The following is a 24,265-nucleotide window of genomic DNA, read 5'->3' on the forward strand; positions in this document are numbered from 1 at the left end:
ATGGTAGGAGGTTATCGGCGTTTTTGGGTGGGGCTTTAGGGGGGATAAGCCATAAGCTGCTTGTTACGAGGGGCAGCAATCGGCTTGCAGCCGGTCGCGCCCGACGCAGTCGATCAAAATCATCTGCTCATTCACGGTTTGAGGGGGCGGGAAAAATTCAGACGCCTTGAAGGTCGATGACTCAGCTCTTGTAGAGTAACGCCTCAACTACAACGCCAAACGCTGACGAATGTTCACGGCGATTGGGGTAGTAGAGATGGTAACCGGCAAAGGGTTGGCACCAATCTTCCAACACCCGCACAAGGCTACCGTCGGCAAGCTCCTTCGCCACCATGTCCTCTGGCAGGAAAGCCAAGCCACATCCCGCCACGGCCGCACGCAGAATGGGCACGCTGCTGTTGAATGTCCATTGGCCTTCGACGCGGGCCTTGAGTTCGTGGCCATCCTTTTCGAAATCCCATTGCATCAGGCTGCCGTGAGTCGGCAGGCGCAGGTTGATGCAGTTGTGCGCCGCCAGATCTCTCGGTTCCATCGGGTAAGGCCGCTGCTGGAAATACTGCGGTGAGCCGACAACGGCGATGCGTAACGATGGCCCGATCGGCACGGCGATCATGTCCTTGGCCACCTGGTCACCCAGTCGAACACCAGCGTCATAGCGCTGCGCGACGATGTCGGCGAGGGCGTAATCGACGGTGATTTCGACCTTGATGTCCGGGTAGTCGGGCAGCACCTTCAGCAGCTTCGGCCAGAGAATATTGTTCGCCGCATGCTCGGACGCCTGAATCCGTACATTGCCGGCGGGGGTGTCGCGAAACTCGCTGACGGCAGCCAGTTCCAGTTCAATTTCTTCAAAGCGCGGCGCCATCGCTTGATACAGGCGTTGGCCCGCCTCCGTTGGTGAAACACTGCGCGTAGTCCGCGTCAGCAAGCGCACGCCCAGCCGGGTTTCCAGTGCCCGCAGAGTGTGGCTCAGCGCTGACTGCGAAACGCCCAGTTGCGCGGCAGCACGGGTAAAACTGCCTTCGCGGGTGATGACCACGAAGGCTTGCAGGTCGTTGAGATTGGGGCGGGACATTGATGAGAACCTCTCATGAGGAGCGCGTGATTATTCCATGAAAGCAGGTCGCGCACGGATGTGCGACCCTTGGCGCGCTGATCACAAGGTGCGTGCGTAAAAATCCGTCAGTTTGCCGATCGCCGCATCGACATAACGCGGCACCCAGTAGGTTTCAATGTGGGTGGCGCCATCGATGATGAACACTTCCTTGTCGGTGGTGCCGGCGGCTTTGGGAAACGCATCCTGAGTCATGTACAGGCTGTCGGCCTTGCTGCCGGCGATCATCAGCAACGGTTGATTGATCAACTCGATATGGTCGGTGGCGTCGAAACGCATCAGGTCAATAAGGCTGCTGGTGGTGTATTTGAAGGTCGAGTTCGGGTGCGCGTGGGTTTTCCAGTAGTACTCATAGCCTTGGCGATACAGTTCGAAAGGCAGTTTGGCAGTCTGCTCATCGGTGAGGTTGGCATCCCCCGTATACAGCACCGCGCCCCCCGCTGCTTCTTGCGCGCGGGCTGCTGATGCCTGTTGCAAACGTTGCTGGATGCTGTCCAGTTGCGAGTCGCTGTAGCCGTTGCGGCGTACTCGACCCGAGTTGAACATGCTCACCGTTGCCAGGGATTTGAAGCGTTTGTCGGTTTGCGCCGCCGCCAACGAATAACCACCGCCGCCACAAATGCCGAGCAGGCCCAGACGATTGTCATCCACGCCAGCGAACTGGCTGATGAAATCGGCCATGCCGTGAATGTCTTCGATGCGATACGCCGGTTTATCGATGCTGCGCGGCTGACCACCGCTGGCGCCCTGATAGGCCGCATCGGCCGTGATGGTGATGTAGCCCTGTTCGGCGAGGCGCTGGGCATACAGACCGGCGACTTGCTCCTTTACGCCGCCATTTGGATGCGCAACCACCACGGTCGGGTAGGTCTTCTTCGCGTCGTAGTTGGCAGGCGTGTAGACGTTGGCGGCGATGTCCAGACCGTTGAGCTTATAGCTGACCGGGTGGATGTTGACCCTGCCCGGTTCGTTGCGGGTGATCGCGCCGTCGTAGGCGAGGGTGAATGGGTTCTTCTTGTAGTCGGCGGCCAAGGCTTCGCCTGCCGAGAGGCCGACCAATGCCGACATGAACGTGGCTTTGAGGGTGTTCTTCACGTGAAGCTCCTGAGCAAAAAAAGGACGGCAGTTGCGAAAGTATTTGGGTCAGTCCAGCTGTTTTTCTTTGAGGAACTGCGCGACCAGGTCAGCGATCTGCACGTTGTTCAGATCCGACATGGGGAAATGGGTATTGCCGTGAATGCCAATCTCCGGCAGGTGTATCAGTCGCACATCACCGCCATGGCGATTGACCGCGTCACGCCAGAGCCGGGCCATTTTCAGGCGTGCGCGCCAACTGTCCTGAGCGGGCAGATCGACTGCCTGTTCCGGGATGTTGTCGCCGTACAGGATCAGAATCGGAATGCGCGTCAGTGCCATGAATTGCTCCATCGGCACCGCTGCGCCTTGCACCGTGTCGAACGCGCTGGGGATCGGCGCCGGCACTTCACCGTCAGCAAACACGAAACTGCTGCCCGGTTCGAACGCCACGATGGCTTTGACCTTGTCGTTCTTGATCGCCGTCAACCAGCCCGGCCCGCCGCCCTGAGAATGGGTAAACAGGATGCCGGGGCCGATTTTGTCGAACAGCGCCGACACACCATCGGAGACCACGCCCATGTCAAACGGCCCGGTGTTCGGTGTCATAGCCCTGAAAAACTGCTCGCGGGTCTGGGCGTCCTGTGCCACTTGCACGCCGTTGAAGTAGCGGGGCCAAAGGCCGATACGGAACTGGTTGAACCACAGTTGTTCGTCCGGCACAGGCTTGATGGTAGTCTCGACCATGCTGCGCCCGGCATCACCACGCCGGGGTTGATCGATCAGATAGACGCCGTAGTGGCGGCGCAGAAAGATGTTCTGAAAACCCTCGCGACCATCGGCGGTGGTTTCCCAGGTCTTGGAAAACTGACCTGCGCCGTGCCACATGACGATGGGCAGTTTTCGCGCGTCCACCGGGATTTGATAGAAGGCGTAGGCGTGGTCACCGTGGTAGGTCTGACCGTTGGGCGTCATCGGTTGGCGCGGGTTGAAGGTGCCCGGTGCCGTGGTCATCGTTCCGCCGGCGGCGAAGCTGCCTTGTTTCTGGATCAGCAGCGGGCCTTCGGAGTGGTTCGCGCAGGCCGCCAACAGGCTCAACAGCATGACGCTCAGCAGACGTTTTGCAGTTCTCATGTCACTTCCTCGACGCCGCGAGGGCTTGGACCAGCGCTGCGTTGGCCCGCTCGGCAGTCTGTGCATCGCCATGCTTTTTCAGCAGTTCGGTGACTAGGTGCAACTGTGCTGCGCTGAGCCCGACGCGCAGGCTCGCCGCCATGTGCGAGCGCAACTGAGGCTCGACCCCCGGCGTCGCTGCCAGCGCTCCGACAGTCGCCAATTCGCGACTTTGCCAGTCGAGGTTGTCGCGCTCGAAGATGTCGCCGAACAGGTGCGTTTGCAGGAACTGGTTGATCACTGGGGCGAACTCGAACACCGGGCCTTTGACCGGGGCGCCGGAGATTTTCGTTTGATTCGCCGTACCCGCTGCCAATAGCTCATCCCCCACCGGTATCACCCGGCTCGGCTCACGCCCCGGCGCATCGTCAAGGCCGCGTTGTTTGCGCGCCTGCACCACGGTCATCAATTCATTCAAGGCGTTGAGGCTGCGCGGGAAGCCGACGTAGGCGTAGAGCTGCACGAGGACTTCGCGGGTTTCGCTAATGGTCAGGCCGGCATCAAGCCCTTGGTTGAGCGCCGTGTTGAGGTTGGGCATGTCGCTGGTCGCCATGAACGCCGCGATCAGTGGAATGGCTTGTTGCTGGCTCGACAAGCGGGCTGCGCTGGCGGGTGTGCTGGTCATAGTGGGCGAAGCCTCGGCTGCTTGAGTGGTGACGCTGAACATCGCCCCGACGCTCAGGCAGAGCGCCATGAGTGTGGGGAGGGCAGTGCGGTTGCGGGTGTCAGTGATCATCGTGAAGGGCTCCATCCATTGCGGGGCGCTGCGGTGTTGCTGGATCGTAAGGAGGATGGTTGTGGCGATTAACCCCGAAATAGCGCATGGACTCATGAGCAGAACTCATGAGTCGACGTGCGATAACCGCTGGAATCCCGGTGCGGGCAGGTTGTTACGGGGCATTGAGGTTACGTGGCGGTTCGCCGCGAACGTGCCGGTCGAGCAGCTTCGACACATTCCGTAACTTTATTGGCCGGCGTATTGCGCCTCCGAGACCTGCTCCGCCCAGGTGACGGTCTTGCCATCCTCGGCTTCAGCGATGGCGATGTGGGTCATGCCGTTGCTGGCCGTGGCGCCGTGCCAGTGACGGGTGTTCGGTGGAATCCAGACAGTGTCGCCCGGATGGATCTCCTGACGCGCGCCACCCTCTTGCTGCACATAGCCGACGCCGGCAGTGACGATCAGCGTTTGTCCCAGCGGATGGGTGTGCCACGCCGTGCGTGCGCCGGGTTCGAAGGTCACCGTGCCGCCACCGATGCGCGCGGGCGCTTCACCTTTGAACAGGCCATCGACGCGTACAGAGCCGGTAAAGTTTTCCGCTGCGCCCTTGATCGAAGGCTGGGATCCGTTCGGCGTAACGCGGATTTCGCTGGCGGCCTGGGACTCTGCCGCCATCAGTGACAAAGCAACGAGTGGCGCAATCAATCGGTTCATCGGATGAGTTCTCCGGTCAGACAGAAAAAGCGACGCCGCACATGGCGCCGCGTCGGGCAGACTCAGAGTCCGGTCATTTTCAGTGCCGACTCCGGCAGACGTTCGCCGTGCACCCGAATCTGTGCCATCTGTTCGTTGATCACGCGCAGATCGTCGCCGTTCAATTGCAGCTCGACCGCGCCCAGGTTTTCTTCCAGGCGATGCTGTTTGGTCGTGCCCGGTATCGGCACAATCCACGGTTTCTGTGCGAGCAACCAGGCCAGTGCCACTTGCGCCGGCGTGGCGTGTTTGCGTTGCGCGACGGCTTTCACCACATCGACCAACGCCAGATTGGCCCTGCGCGCTTCAGGGGAAAAGCGCGGGACGAAATTGCGGAAATCGCTCGCGTCGAACTGCGTGTTCTCGTCGATCTGACCGGTGAGGAAACCGGCGCCCAGCGGGCTGAACGGTACGAAGCCGATCCGCAGTTCTTCCAGCACGGCTAGCAGTTCCAGCTCCGGGCCACGCCAGAACAGCGAATATTCGCTTTGCACCGCCGTGACCGGTTGCACCGCGTGGGCCCGGCGAATGGTTTCCACACCCGCTTCAGAAAGGCCGAAATGCTTGACCTTGCCCTCGGCGATCAGATCCTTGACGGTGCCGGCCACGTCTTCGATGGGCACCTGGGGATCAACGCGGTGCTGATAAAACAGGTCGATGCAATCGGTGCGCAGACGCTTCAACGCCGCTTCGGCCACGGCGCGTATATGCTCCGGGCGGCTGTTGGTGCCGCCGCCACGTGCGCCGGTGATCAGGTCGATATCGAAACCGAACTTGGTGGCGATGACGACCTGCTCGCGGATCGGCTGCAAGGCCTCCCCCAGCAGCTCTTCATTGGCGAACGGGCCATACGCTTCGGCGGTGTCGAACAAGGTGACGCCTTGCTCGTGGGCCGAACGAATCAGCTTGATCATGCTGGCTTGGTCGGCTGCCGGCCCGTAGGCCGACGTCATGCTCATGCAGCCAAGACCCAAGGCGGACACTTCCAGGCCATTACCCAACGTGCGGATTTTCATGGAGTTACTCCGTACAGAATTCGATTAGTGCGTGAGAGGGTGATCTTTCAGCCAGCCGTTCACGCGTTCCATGGTCTTGCGCTCCTGCTCACCCTCCATCACAAAACCTTCCAGCACTTTGGCCTTCGGCGCATGCTTGACCAGCACACGGCGGCTGTTGCCCAGGCCATATCCACCATGGGTGTTGAAGGGGATGAGGGTCTTGCCGGTCAGATCGTGGGCGCTGAGGAATGCGCGCACGATCGGCGGGGCGGTTTCACCCCAGATCGGAAAGCCGAGATAGATCGTGTCGTAGTCGCTGAGGGCGTGAACCGTGTTTTGCAGCTCGGGTTCGAAGCCACTGTCACGTTCCTGGCGCGCCTGTTCCACGGTTTGCAGATAGTCCTCGGGGTAGGCGTGGGCGGGGCGAATCTCGAACAGATCGGCACCCAGTCCACGCTGGATCAGCCCGGCGACCACGCGGGTATTGCCCGAGCGCGAGAAATACGCGACCAGAATCCGCGAGCCCGAACGCGGTGTTTCACTGGCGCCTTGCGCGTCGGCGAGCGACAGCAGCGGGGCGCTGGCCAGTGCGGCGATGACCGTGCGCCGCAGCGGATCGTGATCGGTACTCATCGACCGACGCGCGCCTTGAGAGCCTCGGGATAGCGCTCGCCTTCGATGCGGATCTGCGCCAGCGCGGTATCAATGGCCTTGAGTTCGGCAGCGTCGAGGGTGATGTTCGCGCCGCCGAGGTTTTCTTCCAGGCGATGCAGTTTGGTCGTGCCCGGAATCGGCACAATCCACGGTGCCTGCGCGAGCAGCCAGGCCAGCGCGATCTGGGCCGGTGTCGCTTGTTTCTGCGCAGCAATCTGACGGATCAACACCACCAGACCCTGATTTGCCTGCAGCGCCGACTGGCTGAAACGCGGGACGATGCTGCGGAAGTCGTCACTGCCATAAGTGGAATCGGCCGACACCGTGCCGGTGAGAAAGCCTTTACCCAATGGACTGAACGGTACGAAGCCGATGCCCAGCTCCCAAAGGGTCGGCAGGATTTCCAGCTCAGGCTCGCGCCACCACAGCGAGTATTCGCTTTGCAGCGCCGTGACCGGCTGTACCGCATGGGCGCGACGAATGGTTTGCGCGCCTGCCTCCGACAGGCCGAAGTGCTTGACCTTTCCTTCGCTAATCAGGTCTTTCACCGCCCCGGCAACGTCCTCAATCGGCACGTCCGGATCGACGCGGTGTTGGTAGAGCAAATCGATGTAATCGGTCTTCAGTCGACGCAACGAACCCTCGACGGCTATTCGAATACGTTCGGGCCGGCTGTCCAGAGCCTGTTTTGTATTGTCGGTGCCGACGGCGAAGCCGAATTTTGTAGCGATCACAACCTGGTCGCGAACTGGCGCCAGCGCCTCGCCGACTACTTGCTCATTGATATAGGGGCCGTAGAATTCGGCGGTATCGAAGAACGTGACGCCTCGTTCAACGGCTGAGCGGATCAGTGCGATGGCTTGCTCGGTATCCGTGGCCGGGCCATAGCCATGGCTCAGACCCATGCAGCCGAGGCCGAGGGCGGATACTTCGAGTGAACTGTTGCCGAGTGTGCGTTTGTGCATGTTGATCTCCCGTTGGGCGTGGGGAGACAGTAAGCGCGCTAACGACTGAGGACTAGACGGGTAAATCGGCAAGGCTTCATGAGGTTTGCTCATCAGTCCCGGAAGAGGGGCGGTGGCGACTGTCGAATGAAGGCTTGCCTCACGGTAGGCCATCACCGCTCGTACACAAAAAATCTGACACTCTCTTGATCGTTCGCTTTTGGCTGTTCTCTGCCGATCAAGGTTACAGCCTGTGATGGTCAGCTGCGCCGGCGGTATACTGGAGGGATTCCAATATACCCCGCGCCTCGCGCCCAGGCAGACCAGGGACGGTTGAATGATCCGCATCAGAACCAATTTGGCTCCTCGATGGAATCGGCAGATCCGAGAAGCCACCACGCCTCTGACAGTGCTGTCCCCCTACATCACAGAAAACAGCACGCTTAAGCTCTTGGCCAACAAGCAAGCAACGTTTTACACACGGTTCGAGGTAAGGGACTTCGTCTGTATGGCGTCAACAATCGCTGCCTTCAAGCTGTTGCTCATCAACAAGTGCACGATTTACGAGGTGAAGGACCTTCATGCGAAAGTCATCATGGACGAGGCTGACTTCGTCACACTTGGCAGCCAGAACCTTACCTTCAGGGGGGCCTCGAAAAATAAGGAGTTGAGTGTTTGTTTCGATAACAGTAAAGCCAATTCTTGTGAGCGAGTTCGGAGCGTGGTCAATGATTGGATTGACGACCCGGATCTGGAATTGATCGACTGGGCCAGGGTGTTGCGGATGGAGAAGGATGTTCGCTTAGCCAAAAAGGCTTTCGAAGAATTCAACGAAGCGATGTCCAAGATTCAGGGTAAAGCCGATACCTACCAAGCCAAGCGAGTCCAGGTTGCTCGGGATCAGCAGGAACAAGAGAGAGCTGCACGAAAGGCTAAGAACCTAGCTGCAATTGGTGCTGCCGTTCGGTCTGGCGCACCTTCCGGCACGAAATACACCGGAACAGTAAAGCCATCTGAGGGCTCTGCACGACTGAAATTTGATGCGAAGGTTGACCTGCTCCAGTGGACCAGGAAGAACGGCATCGTGCTCCCCCGGATGATTAAGTCGAGCCGTTGCCTATGCGTGCTCAATCAACAGAAGGTCGGCTGGGCAAGGCTTGCGAGCCAACAAATCACGAAATTCGCTCAAAGCATGACCATTGGTGGGATTCTGCCTAAACCGTTCGATCGGGTGGATGTGACACTCTCCGTCACCCCAAAAGATCTTGCTCGGGCGCCTTCCGACACGACTCTTGTTGCCATCTTGAAGAACGAGAACGGGACCGAACTGTGCATGGTCCCGGTTCTCTACTCAATCGACGAGATCAGCGTTCTCGACACGCTAGGACCCAAGCGAAAGCCGTCGGGTAAAAAGCTCAAGCCAATCGAGCAGCTCAGAACCGATCTGAAGAGGTGGATTGATAGCAATAGGGCTGACTTTGAAAGCCTACTGAGCCGCCACATCACCAGTACTACCCCTCTGAAGAAACGGCTCGATGGGGTCAACGCGGATGTGTTTTTTGAGGGAATGGATACGGTGGTCGATGTGACAATGGTCTTTAAAGGGCGCAACGGTACAAAGCCCATTCTTGTCGCGACCACCAGAAGCTGAAATCCCACACCTGCCTGACATCAGTGGAGTGTCCGTTTGGAGTCGAAAACGGCGTTTCGTAATGGCGGCAAATGGCCTGAAACCGCTATTGAGCGCAGCATGAGCGGCGACTTACTCAACTAAAGCGGCATCGTCGTCGCTGAGCCGCCGTAGATGCCTACAGCGCCTCGGCGATCAGTCGATTGAGCTAGTTGAGTAGCCTGGACAGCGTCCGGTTTCAGCTAGACGGCACCTCCCGATCCATCAACTTACCCATCAACAGCACCCCCAACTCACTGAGTTGATGAATAGCCAACGCCACATCACGGTCTTTCCCGCTCAGCTCGTCCGACAGATCAAGCAGCAACGCGCTGACCGAGGCAAAGGTTTCATAGCTATTGGTAATCAGACTTTCACTGCTGGCATCAGCAGCCACACTGAACAGCGCACCCGACGGCGGGGCGGTTTTGGCGGAGGAGGGATTGAGATAGTGATCCAAGGCACGTTGCGCGGCTTGGTTGAGTTTCAAATCGGGAGATCCCGGAGGATTCGGCGTTACCTTGAACATATCAGTAGTTTTCCTGAGCAGGGCCCTCACCACGTCGCTACTAAACGAAATGGGGTGGCGGCTGTACGCAGGTTAGTAGACCGGGGAAACTACAAAAGCCGGCGCGTCCGAAGACGCCCTGCGCACAGCCACCATCAAGCACAGACAAGAAGGTCTGATAGATGCTGCTTATGCACTTGCAGTTAACCTCGGGCTACTAAACCCGATCACTGAGGTTTCAGCGACCGAGCAACCTTAGAGACGCCAACCCAGGTGCACAAGCCGGCGGATTCTGCCGCAACTGTAGGCAATGGAGCAAGGTGCGGTGCTCACTGCCTCCAGCCACGGGACTGAATTCAATCAGTCCCGTTTTCCTCGATTAAGCAGGCTGGGCCGCCAGGCTATTACTCACCTTGCGCCCCAACACCAGCACCGTCACAAACCCGGCGCCCACCAACGCGGTCGCCAAACTCAACAGCACCGAAGTGCCCATCTTGTCGACGATCTGCCCGCCAAAGAACGAGCCCACGGCAATGATCACCTGGAACAACGCCACGAACAGCGGCATGCCACGCTCCACATCCTTGGGCGCAACCACGAACATCCAGATACTCGCGCACGCCGGGAAGGCACCGAAAGCAAAGCCCCACAGGGCGATCAGCATCACGGCGCCGCTCATGCCGGTGGCGAAGTAGGGGAACAGGGCGGTGCTGGTGCCGATCATCAGGGCCACCAGCAGCAGGGTGTGGCGCACGCTGCGGTTGGCGGCGAAGCCGGCGAAGACGTTGCCCATTACGCCGGCCACGCCGTAGAGCAGCAGCAGGGAGCCAATGGTCGGGCCGTCGAAGCCGGAGCTGTTTTTGAAGAACGGCGCGACGTAGGTGTAAGCGGCAAAGTGCGCCAGGCCGATCAGCAGCACGGCGATCAAGCCGACCCGGGCTTGTGGGTTGATAAACAGGGCCGGCAGGTCGCTGACGCGGATGGCTTTTTCCGGCTCAAGACGGGGCAGCAGGAACATCTGCGCAAGCAATACCGGGATGCCCACCAGTGCGGTGACGAGGAAGGTCATGCGCCAGCCCATCAGGCCGCTCAGCCAGGTGCCGACGGGTACGCCGAGGACGGTGGCCAGGGTCACGCCCATCATGATGATCGAGGTGGCCTTCGCTACGCCCACGCCCTTGGGCGCCAGGCGGCCGCTGAGGGCGATGGCGGTGGCCCAGAAGCCGCCGATGCTGATGCCCAGCAGTACGCGGCCGAACAGCAGCAGGCTGAAGTCGCTGGCGTAGGCCACCACCATGTTGGCGATGATCATGATCAGGGTCAGGCCGATCAGCAGGTAGCGACGGTCCATGGCGCCAATGCCCACCGACAGCAACGGGGCGGCGAGGGCGGCCATGATGCCGGGCAGGGTGACCATCAGCCCGGCGTGGCCGGCGCTGATGCCGAGGTCGGCGGCGACGTCGTTGAGTACGCCTACCGGCAGGAACTCGCTGGTGACCAGGGCGAAGGCGCCTACGGCCACCGAGAGAATCGCCAGCCACTGCTGCAGGACGGTTTGTTGGTTATGTTCGGGGAGGCCGCTAGGGGCCCGGCTTGCGCTTGGCATGGTGTTGGGTTCCGGGAGGAGATTTCGCCTGCGGGCAGACGGGAGGGAGAAAGTGGAGGCGATTATAGGAATGGGTTTTGGTAAGCCAATAGGCGACCGGTTCGATAGTAATCATCAGTCTCGTTGATAAGACTGCCTGCGTAGAGCGTTCTCTTCCGTGTAGACCCTCGCGATTGCCCATGGCCCGACTCCGCGCGTAATCCGGCCCGATCCCGCGCGCCAGAAAAAATCCCCCGCTGCATCCTGAGCCTCGGCATGTCGGTTTTGCTGACGTGCCGAAGCGTTTCAAGGCCGATCAAACAATAATAAAGAGGTGCTTATGCCCGTGCTTCATCGCCCTTCATCCCCGGTTGAACGCAGCGCGCTTCATGTGTTGGTGTGTGCGTCGACACTTGCGCTGTCGTTAACCGCCTGCGCGGCCACCCCGGATCCCGCGAAGCCTTATCCCCATGCACAGGAACCGATCGGCGACGTGCAGGCCATCTATGACGGCAGGCTCAGCGAGGACTTGGCGGTCACTACCTTCCGTAATACCGACCGATTGTTCCCGACGCGCACGATCAAGGCGGGCGGCCATCCGTTCCCGTTACCTCGTAGCAGCCAGCCACTTGGGCCGGTTGCCTTTGACTATAAAGGCAAGCATTACAGCCTCGATGACTACGTGGCGATCAACCGGGTAACCGGGCTGTTGGTGCTCAAGGACGGCAAGATCGTTGATGAGCGTTATGAAAAAGGCAACACCGCCGACACCCGGTGGATGTCGATGTCGGTGGCCAAGTCCATCACCTCGACGCTCGTAGGCGCGGCGCTGCAGGACGGCTCCATCAAGAGCCTGGATGACAAGGTCACCCGTTATTTACCCGCGTTGGCCGATAGCGGTTATGACCAGGTCACCGTGCGCCAGATCCTGTCCATGCGCTCCGGGATCAAGTGGAACGAGCAATACACGGACCCTACCTCGGACGAGCGCCACTTGATCAAACTGCGTAGTGAACAAGTGCCCGGGTCGCTCCTCAAGTTCATGGCCAGCCTGCCCACCGCCGCGCCGCCTGGCACTCGCACCAACTACAGCACCGGTGAAACTCAAGTGTTGGGGCAACTGGTGAGCGCTGCGGTGGGCAAGCCACTGACGCAATACCTGAGCGAGAAGATCTGGGCGCCTTACGGCATGCAAACCGATGCCAAGTGGTGGCTGGATGGTCTTAATGGCAATGAAGTGGGCGGCAGCGGTATCAGCGCGACGCTTGAGGATTACGGGCGTTTTGGGCAGTTCGTGCTCAGCGGCGGCAAGGCGGGAGGGCAGCAAGTGTTGCCTAAAGACTGGTTGAGTTTTGCCAGCGCGACTACGGGTTCAGATGCGGCGTACGGTGACTTTGCGTCCATGTGGTGGCCAGGTTGGACCGACGCCTCCAAAGCGGATAAAGCCTTTACGGCGGCCGGTACGTTTGGTCAGTACCTCTACATCAATCCGACCAGGAATGTGGTGATTGTGGTGTGGCAGGCGCAGACCAAACCCACGGGTGGCAAGGTGATCGACGATATGTTTGCCTTTGATGCGGTTGCCAAAGCGCTTCAGTAACCGCGAAGTACCTGTGGCGAGGGAGCTTGCTCCCGCTGGGGCGCGCAGCGGCCCCAAAAAAATGGGCCTGCTGCGCAGTCCAGCGGGAGCAAGCTCCCTCGCCACAGGTGACGGGCTACTCAGGTAGTGTGTACCTCACATCGCCGCCCGCAATGAGCGCGGCGAAAGCCCATAATGTGACTTGAACCTCACCGCAAACCTCGACGCCGACGCATACCCGCACGCACTGGAAATCTCCCCAATGGAATCCCTGGAGGTTTGCAGCTGTTGCAACGCCGCCCCCAGCCGAACATTTTCCAGGATGGCCCTGAAGCTCGCATCCTCATTGGCCAGCTGCCGACGCAACGTCGATTCCCCCAGATTCAACTGCTGCGCGACCGTGGCAACGGTCCAGTCCCTGGACAGGTTGCTGCCGATCAACCGCTGCACGCGTTCACTCAAGGGGTCGTTGCGATCCATCAGCAACGGTCCCGCCTGGCCGGCCAGGCACAGGCAGAGCAACACGGCCTCGCCATAGTGGGTGCACAGGGCCGACGGGGCGCCGGTGCTCAGTGCTGTCAGCAATTGGTCCCAGGCTTGTCGGGTCTGTTTGTCCAGGCGTACGCACAGGTCGGCATGCTTGCTGCCCTTGAACTGCGCGCCATACCGGGCAACGAAGTTACGCAACACCGGCACCGGAAACGACACCACGTCAGCGATGTAGTCACCCTGGGCACCGGGAAAGTTGGTCACCCCAAGCTCGCGGCCCGCCGGCAGTAGAATCAGGTGCTGTGGGCCGGCGCGCATTTCGCGCTCATCCCACTGCATCAGTTTTTGCCCCTGGCGCACGCGGCACAGGGCGCTCATGAAGACCGGCACGCGTTGCAGGGTGTGATGTTGCCGGGCCCTGATCACGCAGCTTTCGATGATGCTTTCCCGGTGCCGCAGACCTTCGTGAACATCCATCGTGACTAGCGTCCGTAAGGGGCCGTGATTGTGGCCTTGGCCAGGCTGTTGGCATTGAGCATGTAGCCGACCAGGGCGCCGCTGGATTGATTGTCGATCGGCAGCGTGTCGACTTTCAACGCCCACACGGTGAATTGATAGCGATGCGGTTTATCACCCACGGGCGGGCAGGCGCCGCCGAAGCCGGGTTGGCCGTAATCCGTGCGGCCTTGCACCGCCCCGGCCGGCAGGTGGGTGCCGACATTGCTCGGCAGGCTGGAGACGGTGACAGGCAGATTCACCACCGTCCAGTGCCACCAGCCGCTGCCGGTCGGTGCGTCGGGATCGTAGACGGTGATGGCAAAGCTTTTGGTGCCCGCCGGGGCGTTGGCCCAGGACAGGGCAGGGGAGGTGTTGCCGCCGCTGCAGCCGAAGCCGTTGAATTCCTGCAGGTGCGTCAGCGGGCGTTGGTCGGCAATGTCCGGGCTGTTGAGTGAGAAGCTGGCGGCGTGTCCGCTGGCGGCCATGATCAGGGTGATCGCGGGGGCAAGTGCTTTGAGTTTCATCGCGGTGGTGTCCAGGCGTGGTTTGAGCCTTGATCCTAAACAGCGCGTAGGCACTGCACTGCGCCGAAGCGCTCGATGATTGTGCCGAAACGCTCTGCTCACTAAGGCTGAGCCCTCAGCGTTCGGATGATGAACGCATGCAGGCTATTGACCGCCTTGGACCCGCGGGACGCCCGGCTACGCAGAATCGAAACCTCCATGGGCTCAATGCTACCCAAACCGTGCTCGTCACCGAGTACCTGAAGCGAATCCTGCACGGTGCATTGGGTGATCGCGGCAATCGCGAGCCCGCCCTCGACGGCGGCCACCTGGCCGGCAAGGCTGGAGCTGTTGTACACCACCTTGAATTCGCGGCCTTGCTGGGTGAGTGCGTTCACCGCATACCGCCGGGCGAGGCTTGCGCTTTCGTAGACGGCGATGGGGATCGGGTCGCGCCGCCACAGTTCGAACTGCGGTGAACCTACCCATACCATGGGCTCCTTGAACAGGAAGGTGCCGCTTTGGGGCGAGTCCCGAGACACCAGCGCCAGGTCAAGATCGCCGCTGCGCAACTGCGGGATCAGCGTGGTCGACTGTTCACAGGTCAGTTCGATTTCCACACCGGCGTAGCGCGGCGAATAGCGCTTGAGCAGCGGCGTGAGGTACCGGGCCGCGTAGTCTTCGGCAACGCCAAGGCGGATGCGCCCGGTCAGCTCTTCACCGTGAAACGCCGCCTGGGTTTCAGCGTGCAGGGCAAGCATGCGCCGGGCGTAGCTCAGCAGCGTCTGGCCATCGGCAGTCAGTTGCAGGTGCCTCGGGCCGCGACTCAAGAGCTGTCGTCCAAGGGCGGCTTCGAGTTTCTTCATCTGCATGCTGACGGCGGACTGCGAGCGGTTGACCTCGTGGGCGGCGCCAGACAACGAGCCGGCATCCACCACGGCCACAAAGCATTTGAGCCAATCGAGTTGCAAATCGCTGGCGGGCATCGCGCTGACCTCTATTCGTTAATCGAATGGCTAAGGCCTGAATTATGCGCTTTTCATGGACGCTTGTTCACCCGCAACATTCTGCCTTGAACCAACACCATTCGGATCGGATCATGCCCTTTGATACCTGGTTGCTTTACCTGGTTACCTGCTTCGGCATCTCGGTGGTGCCAGGGCCCAATGCGTTATTGGCGCTGACCCACGGTGCGCTTCACGGCAGCCGCAAAACGCTGTTCACCATCAGCGGTGGCGTGCTCGGTTTTGCGATTGTGCTGGCGCTGTGTGCGTTGGGGTTGGGTGCGCTGATCCAGGCATCGGCCAGTTTGTTCACGGCCTTGAAGGTGGCGGGTGGGCTGTACCTGATCTGGCTGGGCTTCGGGCTGTGGCGGGCGGCACCGGTCAGCCTTGAGGCGACCGGCACTACCAGCTCGCGGAGCTGGCCGCTGTTCCGCCAGGGGCTGGTATCGGCGATCTCAAACCCCAAGGCCTTGCTGCTGTTCACCGCGTTTATTCCACCGTTCCTGGACCCGCACCGGAGCATCGTTGCGCAGACGCTCACCATCGCCCTGACCTACGCCGTGGTGGAGTTCATCGTCGAGTACCTGGTGGCCAGCGCCGCGCACCGGGTACGGCCCTGGCTGGCGCGAACCGGGCGCCGATTCAATAAAGTCTGCGGCGGGTTTTTTGTGCTGTTCGGGTTGGCCCTGCCTATCCATGCCTGAGGGCACATCCCCGCGGCTTAGGGATGTTCGATCACCATCACCGCCGTGGTATCCGCCTCAAGTGCTTCGAACACATGGGGCGCATTCGCCAGGTAGCTGATGTAGTCGCCGGCGTGCAGCAGCACAGGCGCACCGGCCGGGCCGATATTCGCGCTGCCGCTGCACAGCAGCACGTGCTCGACGGTGCCGGCAGGGTGGGGCTGAGACAGGCGCGCTTCGCCCGGCTGTACCTTTAGCCGGTAGATATCGCGACGCACGCCCGCCGGGCAATCCGCAAGCAGTGTGGCCGCGTAGTGGCCGGTTTCGGTATAGGTGGTCAGGCCCTCGTTGGCGCGAATTACCCGCAGGTGTTGCTGGGGTTGTTCGAAGAACCGGGTCACCTGCAAGCCCATCGCCGTGGCCAACGACCACAGGGTCTCGATGCTGGGGTTGCCGATGCCGGACTCCAGCTGGGACAAGGTCGACTTCGCCACGCCTGCGCGTTTTGCCAGTTCAGTCAATGAAAGCCCCGCAGCCTGGCGTTCGCGCTTGATCGACAGGGCCAGCAGGTCGATTCGGCTTGGATTGAGATTGTTCGTTATGTCGGTCATTTGTTCTTCAAATCATCCATAAATGGGTTGACGCTTTGTCGTCGGGTGTTCAGCATAGCAATCATTCGTTCATTATAAAAACCGAGTGTCGAATGATCTGGTGCGTGTTCCACCTCTGCGACTATTGGCCGTGGCTGCTCTGGCGGGCGCTCTCCTACGACCTTGAAGGGTGGCGCAGCCTGCTGGTGGCGACGCAATTGGCGCAGCAACATTGCCGGGGACTATTCTGCGGGCCGCTATGATTCCTTTTCGCCATCCTTCGGGATCGGGCTATGATCGCCCAATCCGAACCAGACGCTCCCCAGACCTATGCCCGTTGACCTGCAAGCCCTCTATCCCAAACTGATCCACTTGATGCTGGATACGGTGTTCGTGGTCGACAGTGAAAATCAGATCGTGTTTGTGAGTGATGCCTGCGAAGCGCTGCTGGGGTACCGCGCCGAGGAACTGACCGGCACCCTGATCACCCACTACATGCACCCTGAAGACCTGGCCCGCACCCGGGCGTCGATTGTGCGGGTCATGAATGGCAAGCCCCACGTCGACTTCCGCAACCGCTATATCCGCAAGGATGGCAGTGTGGTGCACATTCTGTGGGCGGCCTTCTGGTCCGAGGAAGTGGGGGCGCGGATCGGTGTTGCGCGGGACGTAACCGCCCTGACGCAGGCGGAGGAAGAGCTGCGTTTCCTCGCCCATCACGACCCGTTGACGGCCCTCACCAATCGCTCGCTGTTCAATGACCGGTTGGACGAGGCCCTGCAAGCCGCTCACCACCACAAAAGTCCTCTGGCCTTGCTGTTTCTGGACGTGAATGACTTCAAGGCCATCAATGATGTGCACGGGCATGCCGTGGGCGACCGCGTGCTTTGTGTGATTGCACGACGGTTGGAAGGGTGTGTGCGTGAGAGCGACCTGGTGGCCCGGATGGGCGGGGATGAATTCACCGTGCTGCTGACGGATATTCAATCACCGGAAGCCGTGTCGGCCAAAGTGCAGCAGATAGTTGCGGTGATGCCCCAGCCCCTGAGCGCTGAGTTTGGCGCGGTCAAGATGCCGTCCTGCAGTATCGGCGTAGCGTTTTACCCGGCGGATGGAGCAGATGCCGACAGCCTGCTCAGCCACGCGGATGGTGAGATGTACCGGGTTAAAAGGCAGCGGTTTGCAACCGATTAACGCTGCTGGAAAGCAATCTTCAGCCCCAATCCCATGAACAACGTCCCAATGATCTTCCCCTCCCAACGGCGCAGCCTTGAAAGCCCCACCATCCATTGGCTCAACGGACGAATCGCCACCGAAATCAGCGTGGTGTACATCGCACTGAGCCCCGAGAAGATCAACCCCAACACCGCGAACTGCGCCAGGGAAGAACCGGATTCCGGGTGAATAAACTGCGGCAGGAAGGCCAGGAAGAAAATCGCGGTTTTCGGGTTCAGCACTTCGGCAACCACCGCCTGGAAATACGCCTGGGTCGAGGTCACCGTGGGCAGGTCTTTGCGCGTGGTTACGCCAGGCTTGGCCATGAAGGCGCGTACGCCCAGGTAGATCAGGTAGCAGGCACCGACGATTTTGACCACGTTGAACGCCACGGCCGAGGTCATCAGGATGGCCGACAGGCCGAGCGCCGCGCACAGCGTATGGATCAGGTCGCCCGAGGCCACCCCCAGCCCGGTGGCAATCCCGACCTTGCGCCCACCCTGGAGGGTGCGAGTGATCACCAGCAGCACGGCTGGGCCGGGAATCAGGAAAAGGCCGATGACCACGGCGACATACGTCAGGATGGGGGCGAGTTCGAACATGCTGTGTTATCTCAATGCCGGATGCGTCCTACAGTAATCCTCATCCCGGGGATTAACGCAATACAGATGAACACCCGCCGGAACCGCCTGGCCTTTTACTTCGCGAACGCGTATGCGCCACCCTGTTCCAGCGCCTTGCGATACGCCGGCCGTTCCTGAAAGCGTTGCACCCACGCCGCCACATTCGGGTAGGCCTGCAGCTTGCCCTGAGCCCGGGCGATTTCGCCGATGAAGCTCATCTGGATATCCGCGCCGGTCAATTCGTCACCCACCAGGTACGGCGTGAGCCCCAGTGCGTTGTCCAGATAACCCAGGTAGTTCGCCACCTCGGATTCGATACGCGGATGCAACGGCGCACCCGCGTCACCCAGGCGCCCGACGTACAGGTTGAGCATCAGTGGCAGCATGGCCGAACCTTCGGCGAAGTGCAGCCATTGCACGTATTCGTCATAGGTGGCAGTAGCCGGATCCGGTTGCAGGCGGCCGTTGCCATGGCGGCGAATCAGGTAGTCGATGATGGCGCCGGACTCGATCACCACGTGGGGACCGTCTTGAATCACCGGTGATTTGCCCAGGGCATTGATCGCCTTGAGTTCAGGGGGCGCGAGGTTGGTTTTCGGGTCGCGCTGGTAGCGCTTGAGCTCGTAGGGCAGGCCGAGTTCTTCGAGCAGCCACAGGATACGTTGCGAACGGGAGTTGTTGAGGTGGTGGACGATGATCATGGTGGCTCCGCTGGGCGAGAATAGAGGCGTATAGGGACAGACCGCGGTGGCGCTGTGGAGTGCCGTGAATTAAATCTGCTTCGATAAAGGCATGAAAGATGGATAATCACGCCGGCAAGCACTGATTACACACCGGATAGAAAACATGAATCGTCAAAAAAAACTACAGCAGCTGTTCAAGGCCAAGGCCAAAAAGGCCAGCGCCAAATTGGCACCGGCCAAAAAGGATAAATACATCAGCAAAGCAGACCGATTGAAGCTGGCTGCCGAGTCCGGTGATGAGCCTGTTGTTACCTCTGAGAGCTGATCCAGAAGGCCTAAGCATTACCTGATAGGGAATCGACGGAAAAACCATGAACACTGCTCAACTCGCGATTCAGCACTACAGACTCGCCAAGGACGGCAACCGCCCGCATTTGAATACACTGCCGGCGTCAGACCTGGGGAGCGTGATGAGCTGGGTGTCCGGCCTGAGTTACCCATGGTGCAGCCCGCAAGCCGCCGTGAGCGAGGCTCCCGATATTGACGGGATTGGAGAGGTGCTCCAGTACCTTGCGGCCTTATGACTCGGTGTTGCACCGTAGATCGAAATCCGCCCGTGCCTGTTCAATCTCCTCCAGGTTGTTTGCCGCCCAGACCCACACGCCACAAAAGGCGGCACCCAGCGTAAAGCCGAGGGTTGTCAGGCTGTATTCAACCTTCGGCGGTACGACGGGGTAGACCTTGCGCACCACCAGGCCGTCCCTCTCCATCCCCCGCAAAGTCTGCGTCAGCATTTTCTGGCTGATGCCGCCGACTCGCTCACTCAGGCGCGTGAAGCGCAGCGGCGTCGTCTCGATCAAGGCTTCAAGAATCAGCATGGTCCATTTGTCTGCAACGCGACCTATCAGGTCGGTCACCAGGGGCGCGATCCGTGGGTCCAGATCCTTCGGGGGTGTTTGCCGGGCATAAAACTGGGCGGCGGCAATCTGCTCGTCGGTAAAGCCAGGGTGTTTGTTCATTCGTTGGACACTCTCTTTCAGGTGCGTATAGATCTTTTGGGTGCCTACTTACTTAAGGCCAGTGTATCCCTCAAGCTCCTTGCGTGTGACCCACCATTGGAGAGTTTCGATGAAGATGACCGGACGAACAGTGCTAGTGACGGGAGGTTCGAGTGGTATCGGGCTTGAGCTTGCCCGCCAGCTTGTGGCACGAGGCAATACCGTGATCGTGACGGGCCGCGATCACCACAGGCTGGACGAGGCGCGGCAACTGCTGCCGAGCCTGCACACGTTTCAAAGCGACGTGCGCGACCCCGCCAGCATCCAAACGCTGTTTGCGGCAGTCACCGGTCAGTTCCCTGGGCTCGATACGCTGGTGAATAACGCGGGCGTGATGCGCAATATCAAGCTGGCCGGGGAGCGGGCGCTGGAGGACGTGACTGAAGAGATCGAGATCAACCTGAACGGCCCGATCCGGATGATCCAGCAGTTTCTTCCCTGGCTGCTCAAGCACCCGCGCGGTTTGATTGTTAACGTCTCGTCCGGGCTGGCGTTTGTGCCGTTTCCGGCGGCGCCCGTCTACAGTGCGTCCAAGTCCGCATTGCACGCTTACACCCAGTGCCTGCGGGCACAGCTTCAGCACAGCGCCGTCACCGTGGTGGAGCTTGCCCCACCCGGCACCGAAACACCGCTGCTCAGGGCCGAGTTCGCGGAAGAAATGAAGAACGAAAAAGGCATGGACCCGGTGCTGATGGTGCAGCACTGCATCCGGCAAATCGAAGCCGGCCAACTGGACATATGCCCGGGGTTGAGCAAGGTGCTGAAGGTAGCCAGCCGGGTTGCGCCTGGCCTGATATTCAAACAGATGACCAAGCTCAGCCGGCTGGCGCCGGTGCGGCCTTCAACATGATCGGACGATTCAATGCGCATCCGCAGTCGGCTGCTTCGGCGGCTGCACCTTGCGCATCAACGGCACCAGCAACACGGCGACGATGAAGCACACCATGATCATCAGGAATGCGTCCGCATAGGTCAGCGTTTGCGCCTCGCGCCAGGTCAGCGCCCACAGCTGACTCAGCGCGAACTGGCTCGAATCCAGGCTGTTTTGTCCCAGCAACTGGGCATTCCCGGAAAGCTGGTCAAGCCACACATTCATCGATTCGTTCCGGATGTTCAGGTGTTCAGCCAGGCGCAGGAAGTGCAGGTTGGTGCGGTCATTGAGCACCGTGGCGCAGGCGGCGATGCCGATGGCGCCGCCGAGGTTGCGCATCAGGTTGAACAGGCCCGAGGCGAGCTTCAGGCGGTCGGGGGCCAGTGCGCCGAGGGTCAGGGTGACCACCGGCGGCACTGCCATTTGTTGAGCAAACCCGCGTATGGCTTGGGGCAGCAGCAGCTCCTTGGCGCCCCAGTCGTGGGTGATGGGGGAGAAGTCCCACATCGACAGGGCGAATAACGACAACCCGAACATCAAAATCCAGCGCAGGTCGAAACGATTGGCCAGCAAGGCGTACACCGGGATCGCCAGCAACTGGAACACCCCCGTGGAAAACACCGCCAGGCCGATATCCAGCGAGCCGTACCCGCGCACCCGCCCGAGAAACAGCGGCGTGAGGTAGATGGTGGCGAAAATGCCGATGCCGGTGATAAATGAAAACAGGCAGCCCAGGGCGAAGTTCCTGTCCCGAAGCGCGCGCAGGTCGACGATCGGCTCCTTGATTTCCAGGCAGCGCCAGATAAACAGCCCGCCGCTGATGGCGGCTATCCAGGCCGTGGTCGAGATGGTGCTGTCGCTGAACCAGTTCCAGCGCGGGCCTTCTTCGAGGGTGTATTCCAGGCAGCCGAGAAACACCGCCATCAACGCCATGCCGATATAGTCGGCGCCCTTGAGCAATGACGGGTTGGGGCGGTCGACCTTGACCAGCATCGGCACCGCAAAGGTCACGAAGAGGCCGGGCAGCAGGTTGATGTAGAACAGCCAATGCCAGGAGGAGATGTCGGTGATCCAACCGCCCACGGCCGGGCCCAATGTGGGTGCCAGGGACGCGATGGCGCCGATGGTGGAGGCGGCGATCACCCGCTGCTTGCCGTTGAAGTACATGAACGCGGTGGTGAACACCAACGGAATCATCGAGCCCCCCAGGAACCCCTGCAAGGCGCGAAACGCGATCATGCTCTGGATGTTCCAGGCCATCGCGCACAGCAGGCTGGTCAAGGTGAACCCGGCCGCCGACGCCGCGAACAGCCAGCGCGTGCTCATCACCCGGGAGAGCCAGCCTGACATGGGGATCACGATGATTTCCGCGATCAGGTAGGCGGTCTGCACCCACGCTGTATCGTCCGCGCCGGCAGACAACCCGCCGCCGATGTCCTTGAGGGAGGCGGAGACGATCTGGATGTCGATCAAGGCGATGAACATGCCCACGCACATGGTGGCGAAGGCCGCGACCTTTTGTGCGGTGCTGAGGGCGGGCAACGGGCTGTTCATAGCTGGGCCTTGAGGGCGCTGGCCTGGTCCTCGAACGCCTCATCGGTGTTGACCTTCGCCATCACCGAAAGGCCCGGACGCAGGGCGCCGAAGTCGGCGTCATTGCTGTCGAGGCGCACGCGCACCGGCACTCGCTGCACGATCTTGGTGAAGTTGCCGGTGGCGTTTTCCGGCGGCAGCACACTGAATTGCGCCCCGGTGGCAGGGGCCAGGCTCTCGATGTGCCCGTGGAATTCACGGCCGGGGAGGATGTCGGCGCGGATGCTCACGCTTTGCCCGACCTGCAGGCGCCCCAATTGGTCTTCCTTGAAGTTGGCATCCACCCACAACCCCTTGGCGGGCACCACCGAGATCAGTTGGCTGCCGGCCGCGGCGTAGGCGCCGACCCGGGCGCGGCGATTGCCCACGTAACCATCCACCGGCGCCCGCAGTTCGGTATAGCTGATGTTCAATTGCGCCTGGTCGCGTTCGGCCTGCGCCTGTTGCAACGCGGCACGCGCTTGGCCGCGCTGGGTTTCAATCACGTCGATTTGCCGGCGCGCCGCCATCAACCCGGCCTGTGCCCGGGAGTGGTCGGCGCGGGCGGTCTTCCATACGGCGCTGACCCGCTGTGCGCTTTCGACCGATACGGCCTGGCTGCGCACCAGGTTCTGGTAACGCGTTTGATCGTCGCCGGCCCGTTGTGCTTCGGCATCGGTGGCGTCGATCTGCGCCTTGGCCTGGTTGATCACCGCCAGTTGCAGTTGTTCGGTGGCGTCGAGGTTGGCAAGCGAGGCCTGTTGCGCGGCCACGGCGCCGTCGGCCTTGGCCAGGGCCGTGCGGTAGTCGCGCACATCGATGCGCGCCAGCACGTCGCCGGCCCGAACGAACTGGTTGTCCTGCACCGTCACTTCGCTGATATAGCCCGGCACTTTGGCGCTGATCACCGTCACATCCGCCCCGACATAGGCGTCGTCGGTGTCTTCGATAAACCGGCTGACCAGCCACCAGTGACTGGCGTACCACACGCCGCCCGCCACGGCCAGGGTCAGCAGCCCCAGGCGTAAAACCTGTTTGCGCCGGGATGGTTGGGTGGGTTCGGGCACAGCGCTGACTGGAGCGTCCATGACGAAATGACCTCGTTGAGTATTAGTGGGGGAAGGGGCTGACCAACTGGTCTTTTTCGGCGTAGGCCCGGCCGGTTCGTGCGCGCCACAGGGTCAGCGGTTCGGCATCGGCGCTGACATGTACGCGGTGGCCCGCACGGGTGATGGGTTTGCCGGTGTTGGCATCCATCAACGCCAGCGCCACCGGGCGCCCGGTGGCCTCATCGGCGAGAAACACCTTGGTCGAGCCCTCGGCATGCCGCGCGCCCCAGGCCATCAGCGTGAGAATGACCTGGCGCAAGTCCCGGCCCGCTTCGGTGAGGTGGTACTCATGGCGCGGCGGGTTGTCCTGGTACGGGCGCCGTTCCAGCAAGCCGCCGGCCACCAACGCATTCAGGCGGCGGGTCAGGGTGTTCGAGGCGATCCCGAGGCTCTGCAGGAACTCGTCGAAACGGCGCAGCCCGTAGAACGCATCACGCAGGATCAACAGGCTCCAACCATCACCGATGTGCTCCAGGGCACGGGCGACCGGGCAGGACATGGGTTGGAAGCTGGCTTTCTTCATGAGGGACTCCGGGATCTGTTGCTAAATATTACGCAAGTAATATTGCACAGTGGATTTCATAATGAAAGTCACTAG

General features: G+C 60.8%; 27 protein-coding genes. 7 read left to right on the forward strand and 20 right to left on the reverse strand.

The window, feature by feature from the left end:
- Nucleotides 1-181: 181 nt before the first annotated feature.
- The 8 genes from HX869_RS27215 to HX869_RS27250 form a co-directional block, all read right to left on the reverse strand.
- Nucleotides 182-1,075, reverse strand: coding sequence for a LysR family transcriptional regulator (locus HX869_RS27215; protein ID WP_003209726.1), 894 nt, complete (start codon nucleotides 1,073-1,075; stop codon nucleotides 182-184).
- An 81-nt stretch (nucleotides 1,076-1,156) separates the two neighbouring features.
- Nucleotides 1,157-2,209 carry an alpha/beta hydrolase gene (locus HX869_RS27220; protein ID WP_008432604.1) on the reverse strand — a complete coding sequence of 351 codons (1,053 nt, stop codon included), beginning with the start codon at nucleotides 2,207-2,209 and terminating at the stop codon, nucleotides 1,157-1,159.
- Between the two features lie 48 nt (nucleotides 2,210-2,257).
- Nucleotides 2,258-3,202 carry an alpha/beta fold hydrolase gene (locus HX869_RS27225; RefSeq protein ID WP_173406085.1) on the reverse strand — a complete coding sequence of 315 codons (945 nt, stop codon included), beginning with the start codon at nucleotides 3,200-3,202 and terminating at the stop codon, nucleotides 2,258-2,260.
- 121 nt (nucleotides 3,203-3,323) lie between these two features.
- Nucleotides 3,324-4,097, reverse strand: a complete 774-nt coding sequence (locus HX869_RS27230) for a carboxymuconolactone decarboxylase family protein (RefSeq protein ID WP_003209734.1) — start codon at nucleotides 4,095-4,097, stop codon at nucleotides 3,324-3,326.
- Nucleotides 4,098-4,325: 228 nt separating this feature from the next.
- Nucleotides 4,326-4,793 carry a cupin domain-containing protein gene (locus tag HX869_RS27235; protein ID WP_008432610.1) on the reverse strand — a complete coding sequence of 156 codons (468 nt, stop codon included), beginning with the start codon at nucleotides 4,791-4,793 and terminating at the stop codon, nucleotides 4,326-4,328.
- Nucleotides 4,794-4,855: 62 nt separating this feature from the next.
- Nucleotides 4,856-5,848 (reverse strand): aldo/keto reductase, encoded by a 993-nt coding sequence (locus HX869_RS27240; protein ID WP_008432612.1) that lies wholly within the window; start codon nucleotides 5,846-5,848, stop codon nucleotides 4,856-4,858.
- 24 nt (nucleotides 5,849-5,872) lie between these two features.
- Complete coding sequence (locus HX869_RS27245) at nucleotides 5,873-6,463, reverse strand: flavodoxin (RefSeq protein ID WP_102605912.1); 591 nt, start codon at nucleotides 6,461-6,463, stop codon at nucleotides 5,873-5,875.
- Nucleotides 6,460-7,449, reverse strand: coding sequence for an aldo/keto reductase (locus tag HX869_RS27250; RefSeq protein WP_003209745.1), 990 nt, complete (start codon nucleotides 7,447-7,449; stop codon nucleotides 6,460-6,462). The genes HX869_RS27245 and HX869_RS27250 overlap by 4 nt, the downstream gene beginning before the upstream one ends.
- A gap of 316 nt (nucleotides 7,450-7,765) precedes the next feature.
- On the opposite strand from HX869_RS27250, the gene HX869_RS27255 reads away from it, so the two are divergent.
- Nucleotides 7,766-9,079 (forward strand): phospholipase D family protein, encoded by a 1,314-nt coding sequence (locus tag HX869_RS27255; RefSeq protein WP_102605913.1) that lies wholly within the window; start codon nucleotides 7,766-7,768, stop codon nucleotides 9,077-9,079.
- Nucleotides 9,080-9,296: 217 nt separating this feature from the next.
- On the opposite strand, the gene HX869_RS27260 is transcribed toward HX869_RS27255, so the two are convergent.
- Both HX869_RS27260 and HX869_RS27265 read right to left on the reverse strand, forming a co-directional pair.
- Nucleotides 9,297-9,626 carry a DUF6124 family protein gene (locus tag HX869_RS27260; RefSeq protein ID WP_032899015.1) on the reverse strand — a complete coding sequence of 110 codons (330 nt, stop codon included), beginning with the start codon at nucleotides 9,624-9,626 and terminating at the stop codon, nucleotides 9,297-9,299.
- A gap of 358 nt (nucleotides 9,627-9,984) precedes the next feature.
- A complete protein-coding gene (locus tag HX869_RS27265; protein ID WP_177112886.1) occupies nucleotides 9,985-11,211 on the reverse strand; it encodes an MFS transporter in 1,227 nt (408 codons plus the stop codon).
- Nucleotides 11,212-11,530: 319 nt separating this feature from the next.
- Here HX869_RS27265 and HX869_RS27270 point away from each other — a divergent pair, with 319 nt between their 5' ends.
- Entirely contained in the window at nucleotides 11,531-12,790 is a 1,260-nt protein-coding gene (locus tag HX869_RS27270) for a serine hydrolase (RefSeq protein ID WP_178903937.1), read from the forward strand.
- A 135-nt stretch (nucleotides 12,791-12,925) separates the two neighbouring features.
- Here the strand turns inward: HX869_RS27270 and HX869_RS27275 are convergent, their stop codons facing one another.
- The 3 genes from HX869_RS27275 to HX869_RS27285 all read right to left on the reverse strand — a co-directional run bounded on the left by HX869_RS27275 (nucleotide 12,926) and on the right by HX869_RS27285 (nucleotide 15,245).
- The gene (locus HX869_RS27275) at nucleotides 12,926-13,735 is read right to left on the reverse strand and encodes an AraC family transcriptional regulator (protein ID WP_178903938.1); all 810 of its coding nucleotides are present in this window, start codon (nucleotides 13,733-13,735) and stop codon (nucleotides 12,926-12,928) included.
- 5 nt (nucleotides 13,736-13,740) lie between these two features.
- Nucleotides 13,741-14,280: a kinase inhibitor gene (locus HX869_RS27280; RefSeq protein ID WP_003215583.1), complete on the reverse strand. Its 540-nt coding sequence runs from the start codon at nucleotides 14,278-14,280 to the stop codon at nucleotides 13,741-13,743.
- 101 nt (nucleotides 14,281-14,381) lie between these two features.
- Nucleotides 14,382-15,245 (reverse strand): LysR family transcriptional regulator, encoded by an 864-nt coding sequence (locus tag HX869_RS27285; RefSeq protein WP_177019879.1) that lies wholly within the window; start codon nucleotides 15,243-15,245, stop codon nucleotides 14,382-14,384.
- Nucleotides 15,246-15,358: 113 nt separating this feature from the next.
- Between HX869_RS27285 and HX869_RS27290 the strand changes: the two genes are divergently transcribed.
- Entirely contained in the window at nucleotides 15,359-15,967 is a 609-nt protein-coding gene (locus tag HX869_RS27290; protein ID WP_003215589.1) for a LysE family translocator, read from the forward strand.
- A 17-nt stretch (nucleotides 15,968-15,984) separates the two neighbouring features.
- Here the strand turns inward: HX869_RS27290 and HX869_RS27295 are convergent, their stop codons facing one another.
- Nucleotides 15,985-16,557, reverse strand: a complete 573-nt coding sequence (locus tag HX869_RS27295) for a helix-turn-helix domain-containing protein (RefSeq protein ID WP_008434733.1) — start codon at nucleotides 16,555-16,557, stop codon at nucleotides 15,985-15,987.
- 309 nt (nucleotides 16,558-16,866) lie between these two features.
- Between HX869_RS27295 and HX869_RS27300 the strand changes: the two genes are divergently transcribed.
- The gene (locus HX869_RS27300) at nucleotides 16,867-17,730 is read left to right on the forward strand and encodes a sensor domain-containing diguanylate cyclase (protein WP_178903939.1); all 864 of its coding nucleotides are present in this window, start codon (nucleotides 16,867-16,869) and stop codon (nucleotides 17,728-17,730) included.
- Here the strand turns inward: HX869_RS27300 and HX869_RS27305 are convergent.
- Both HX869_RS27305 and HX869_RS27310 read right to left on the reverse strand, forming a co-directional pair.
- On the reverse strand, nucleotides 17,727-18,353 hold the full coding sequence (locus HX869_RS27305) for a LysE family translocator (protein WP_178903940.1): 627 nt from the start codon (nucleotides 18,351-18,353) through the stop codon (nucleotides 17,727-17,729). The two genes, HX869_RS27300 and HX869_RS27305, sit on opposite strands and share 4 nt — an antisense overlap.
- 95 nt (nucleotides 18,354-18,448) lie before the next feature.
- Nucleotides 18,449-19,075 (reverse strand): glutathione S-transferase family protein, encoded by a 627-nt coding sequence (locus HX869_RS27310; protein WP_102368774.1) that lies wholly within the window; start codon nucleotides 19,073-19,075, stop codon nucleotides 18,449-18,451.
- A 145-nt stretch (nucleotides 19,076-19,220) separates the two neighbouring features.
- Between HX869_RS27310 and HX869_RS27315 the strand changes: the two genes are divergently transcribed.
- Both HX869_RS27315 and HX869_RS27320 read left to right on the forward strand, forming a co-directional pair.
- Nucleotides 19,221-19,382, forward strand: coding sequence for a DUF2986 domain-containing protein (locus HX869_RS27315; RefSeq protein ID WP_008434728.1), 162 nt, complete (start codon nucleotides 19,221-19,223; stop codon nucleotides 19,380-19,382).
- Between the two features lie 46 nt (nucleotides 19,383-19,428).
- Nucleotides 19,429-19,641, forward strand: a complete 213-nt coding sequence (locus tag HX869_RS27320; RefSeq protein ID WP_178903941.1) for a hypothetical protein — start codon at nucleotides 19,429-19,431, stop codon at nucleotides 19,639-19,641.
- Here HX869_RS27320 and HX869_RS27325 read toward each other — a convergent pair.
- Nucleotides 19,636-20,076 carry a helix-turn-helix domain-containing protein gene (locus HX869_RS27325; RefSeq protein ID WP_003215603.1) on the reverse strand — a complete coding sequence of 147 codons (441 nt, stop codon included), beginning with the start codon at nucleotides 20,074-20,076 and terminating at the stop codon, nucleotides 19,636-19,638. The two genes, HX869_RS27320 and HX869_RS27325, sit on opposite strands and share 6 nt — an antisense overlap.
- 109 nt (nucleotides 20,077-20,185) lie before the next feature.
- On the opposite strand from HX869_RS27325, the gene HX869_RS27330 reads away from it, so the two are divergent.
- On the forward strand, nucleotides 20,186-20,965 hold the full coding sequence (locus HX869_RS27330) for an SDR family oxidoreductase (RefSeq protein WP_178903942.1): 780 nt from the start codon (nucleotides 20,186-20,188) through the stop codon (nucleotides 20,963-20,965).
- 9 nt (nucleotides 20,966-20,974) lie between these two features.
- Here the strand turns inward: HX869_RS27330 and HX869_RS27335 are convergent, their stop codons facing one another.
- Genes HX869_RS27335 through HX869_RS27345 form a run of 3 tightly spaced genes read right to left on the reverse strand, consistent with a single transcriptional unit; the run spans nucleotide 20,975 to nucleotide 24,190 of the window.
- Nucleotides 20,975-22,540, reverse strand: a complete 1,566-nt coding sequence (locus HX869_RS27335; protein WP_008434720.1) for a DHA2 family efflux MFS transporter permease subunit — start codon at nucleotides 22,538-22,540, stop codon at nucleotides 20,975-20,977.
- Nucleotides 22,537-23,646, reverse strand: coding sequence for an HlyD family secretion protein (locus tag HX869_RS27340; RefSeq protein WP_008434719.1), 1,110 nt, complete (start codon nucleotides 23,644-23,646; stop codon nucleotides 22,537-22,539). The genes HX869_RS27335 and HX869_RS27340 overlap by 4 nt, the downstream gene beginning before the upstream one ends.
- Nucleotides 23,647-23,668: 22 nt before the next feature.
- Entirely contained in the window at nucleotides 23,669-24,190 is a 522-nt protein-coding gene (locus HX869_RS27345) for a helix-turn-helix domain-containing protein (protein ID WP_177039835.1), read from the reverse strand.
- Between the last annotated feature and the right edge of the window lie 75 nt (nucleotides 24,191-24,265).

The sequence above is a fragment of the Pseudomonas sp. P7779 genome, from assembly GCF_013386315.1.
Taxonomy (GTDB): Bacteria; Pseudomonadota; Gammaproteobacteria; order Pseudomonadales; family Pseudomonadaceae; genus Aquipseudomonas.